Genomic DNA, 3,526 nt, shown 5'->3' with positions numbered 1-3,526 from the left:
AGATTAAATTCTCCCTATGTTTTTCTTATGCAAAGTTTTATTTCAATATCTTCTGCAATCGGGTGCATTTCTGTAAGAAGGAGAGGAATTATGAATATAGTTCAAATACTTATAGCAGCAGTAACAGCAACAGTAAAATAAACGGTTTTATTTACGATGATTCAGAAGAATTGAAAGACAACACTTTTGTGTCATTTAAGACAACAGATTTATGTCATTTGTACAACGACACAAAACTCAGGAATCCTTGAACGCAATTAAATAGCGGATTTAATAAAAATATTCCCGACTTTTGTGTCCTGAAGTTGCGACACAAAAGTCGGGAATATTTGTTCTACCGACACAAAAGTCAGGAAAACTTGGACTATGTCTAAAAAGTGCTTGGGCAGTATAAATCCATATGCTTTTGCCAAACTATTCTTTATTATTCAAAGGCACCACAATTTCTATGGCTTTATTATTTACTTTTCTGGGCACTCTGCTATTTGGGTACTTTATGTAAACTTAGGTTGTGAATTGTCAGATTAGTAACTCGAGTTTCTTAGGGTATAAAATTCATCTGCCAAAAAAATTTATTCCACCTTCTTAATTTCAATTTTAAAGATGTATTTATTATGATATTCATCAGTTAATTCTACAACCCAATCTCCCTTTTCTCCATCGATGATATATGCGTTGTTATCTTCGATGTAAGCGTTAATATCTTTTTCCATTGCTTGTATTGCTTTTTCCTCTGTATCATAAACGTTTACGTAAAACTCTTTCTCGCCACTATCTAGTAAATTAACTTCCTTTAAAATATAAACTTCCATGTTATGTCCCCCTCGAAGTCTTATATGATAATTATCTTTAATTTTATTTTGGAAAAAAAATATAACCCCTTTTTTAAGATTCCATTAGACTGAGAATTAGCGTTTGTTAATTCATATGTTGTTCATATACCCCTCTACTATCCCCTTGCCGAACTAATTAATTGAATAAAAAGAGCTTGTCCCTTATGTTTCAAAGGTTCTCCCATTAATTAATCATTAAACTTCCTTTAGTTCGAAAAATATTCTTTCGGTAAGTGGATAGTAATGCAATTTTTTCGTTAAGCAGCCATCAATCAATGATGGCTGCTTTTTATTATTGATAAATTTTTTTGATATGAGATTCCTTGTACGACAAATTGACTAAAAATCCCTTTAAAAAAAGTTGGGAAAATAGTCATTTAATATGTCGATTTATTAAGGATTTTTAAGGTCTATTTTCCCAATAGGATATTTCTTGTAAATATATTACCATTAAATGGTACAAAGAAAAGGGGGAAATATAGTGAAAAGGTATGCAGTTCTTAAAGGAATCGGGACAATTGTTTTTGGGAGCGTTCTATTCTGTAATTCATCATTCGCTTATGAACTTGAAGGTTATAAGATGCCTGCTACATCAACGAGTTATAAATGGGGTAGTAATTTAGATAGTGGTTCATCCGTTATTAAAACAGGTTTTATTGACGCAATGACAAATTGGGAGAACAAAACTGTATGGAATGACTTCTTTTATAATAGTAATTCGCTGAACACATTAAACTCGTGGTACGAAGTGTCATCTAGTTATTATGGAAGAAATACATCATATGGTGTTTCAGATGGTGTCGCGGATTATTTTAAATCTGAAGTAAACTCAGGTAATTCAAATATAACAAAAATAAATGTTGCTAAAAGTACAGCTACACATGAGTTAGGTCACGCTATGGGCATTGATCATAATGATATTAATTCAATTATGAACTCTGCCCGAAACCGTGAAGTACTATATATGCCTCAAACAGATGATATAAACGGTATTGCCGCAATTTATTAAGTTAAGGGGGGAGTCAATATGTTGAAACAAAACAAACTAAAAATAATTTTGAGCTCTATACTGGTATTGGGAACAATAAGTTTCTACATTTTTAGTAATAAAGAAGAGACAATACATGTGTTAGCTAGTGCAGATTACCCTGTTACTGAAAACTTAGACGAAATGGCTATTGAATCGGATTTAGTGGTTATGGGTAAATATGTAAAACTTGATTCTAAATGGAACATGGCTAGAAACCCTAAAGATATTTCTCAAGAAGATCCTGAAAACTATGTAGAAGGACACATTTATACGTTTAAAGTAGATTACGTAGTAAAGGGAAACATACAAAACAAAAAAATGATTGAAATAAATCACCGTTATTCTGAAACCATTGATATTGAGGATGGGGATGGTAACGTTGAGAAGGCTACGAATCTTGATCCGTTGTATATTCAACCAGATCTCAATGCTAAATATGTAGTATTTTTGAAATATGAACCTACACAAAATCACTATTATAAAGCAATTGAACCATTTACGGTAAAAATCAATGAACTTGACAAAGTTGAATTACAATCTAATCTGCTTAGTTCTGTTAATAAAGCTAAAAAGAATGAATTTAAAGCTGGTAATAAAACGTTTATCATAGACAATGAAATTCATAAGATTCAGGACAATATTAGCGGTATGAGTATCGAAGAATTAAAAAGTAAGATCAATCAAAAAAAATAGTTATCAATCTTGATTCAAGGTTGAAATAAAAAGTCAGCAGAATGCTGGCTTTTTTTATGGAAGGATGTTAAGGATTTCACTTGAAGAAAGGCTATTGTTTTCATTAATCATAGCGAAATCTTTTTTCGTTAGATGAGGAAATTCCGAAAGAGAGATCTCTCTTAGATATCCAACTTCAATATTACTGGTGATTAAGGTCCATTTATTTGTGGATAGTATACCATCTGAATAGTGGTGGATACGGTTTTCTATATGTTCATACGATTTCCCCTTTAAATACCTTTCAGAAATGTAGTTATCATTTAACGTGTATAAAACAAAATACCTCAATTATTTTACCTCCTTAATTCTTTTTATCTAATATTCTATATAGCATTAATATAGCCCTGCTTCATACAGGGCTTGTTTATTCAATCGAACGTTAATTTATTAGCAAATGAATTTAATGAGAAAACAGGTGAAGAATTTGCAGACATATGTGGTGTATCGAAACAAACCTTAGTAATTAAAATTAACTTAGGTAAATCAAATGATCTCTTTTAATTACGGATTCTCTTTTGGAGTACAAAACAGAAAAAAGTAATGCAAATCGCCAACTAATTTTGCGTTTGAAATAGTTGGCTTATTTGTATATTAAATCATTTATTTCTTATTCCACAATCCTGCCCGTTTGTTGAATAAGAGACTGCGTATTATTCTTGTTAAGCTAACGGGCAGGTTTGGGATTAGCAATCCATAAGAAACAACCCAAGTTGAATTATGCTAAAATGTAGCAAATGTATAATGTAGATATCCCTCATGAACAAAGGAGAACTGAAAATGAGAAAACTCGTTCTATTTCTGCACGCATCGCTTGACGGTTTTGTAGAAGGGCCGAATGGTGAAATGGACATTGGCTGGGTTTCCTACGATGCTGATTTGGAGAAACACGCGAAAGAAATTCTGAGTACTGCCGACACTGTCATTTGGG

At 31.9% G+C, this 3,526-nt stretch carries 4 protein-coding genes and 1 pseudogene; 3 read left to right on the top strand and 2 right to left on the bottom strand.

Going from position 1 to position 3,526, the window contains the following annotated elements:
- Positions 1–572: 572 nt before the first annotated feature.
- The gene (locus tag IEV52_RS22165; RefSeq protein ID WP_188404701.1) at positions 573–812 is read right to left on the bottom strand and encodes a hypothetical protein; all 240 of its coding nucleotides are present in this window, start codon (positions 810–812) and stop codon (positions 573–575) included.
- 475 nt (positions 813–1,287) lie between these two features.
- On the opposite strand from IEV52_RS22165, the gene IEV52_RS22160 reads away from it, so the two are divergent.
- Entirely contained in the window at positions 1,288–1,842 is a 555-nt protein-coding gene (locus tag IEV52_RS22160) for a M57 family metalloprotease (protein ID WP_188404700.1), read from the top strand.
- 18 nt (positions 1,843–1,860) lie between these two features.
- Positions 1,861–2,556, top strand: coding sequence for a cardiolipin synthase (locus tag IEV52_RS22155; protein WP_188404699.1), 696 nt, complete (start codon positions 1,861–1,863; stop codon positions 2,554–2,556).
- Between the two features lie 54 nt (positions 2,557–2,610).
- Here the strand turns inward: IEV52_RS22155 and IEV52_RS22150 are convergent, their stop codons facing one another.
- Positions 2,611–2,886 (bottom strand): hypothetical protein, encoded by a 276-nt coding sequence (locus tag IEV52_RS22150; RefSeq protein ID WP_188404698.1) that lies wholly within the window; start codon positions 2,884–2,886, stop codon positions 2,611–2,613.
- Between the two features lie 489 nt (positions 2,887–3,375).
- On the opposite strand from IEV52_RS22150, the pseudogene IEV52_RS22705 reads away from it, so the two are divergent.
- Positions 3,376–3,526: pseudogene (locus IEV52_RS22705) on the top strand (dihydrofolate reductase family protein); the annotation flags it as partial.

Origin of the sequence: Fictibacillus barbaricus (assembly GCF_014635025.1) — a bacterium.
Taxonomy (GTDB): domain Bacteria; phylum Bacillota; class Bacilli; order Bacillales; family Fictibacillaceae; genus Fictibacillus; species Fictibacillus barbaricus.
This window is presented reverse-complemented; position numbering and strand designations above follow the sequence as displayed.

What these genes read in the sequence shown, in the direction of transcription:
- IEV52_RS22160 (WP_188404700.1), top strand. Translation starts at nt 1,288, where the DNA reads ATGGTACAAAGAAAAGGGGGAAATATAGTGAAAAGGTATGCAGTTCTT.
- IEV52_RS22155 (WP_188404699.1), top strand. Translation starts at nt 1,861, where the DNA reads ATGTTGAAACAAAACAAACTAAAAATAATTTTGAGCTCTATACTGGTA.
- IEV52_RS22165 (WP_188404701.1), bottom strand. Translation starts at nt 812, where the DNA reads ATGGAAGTTTATATTTTAAAGGAAGTTAATTTACTAGATAGTGGCGAG.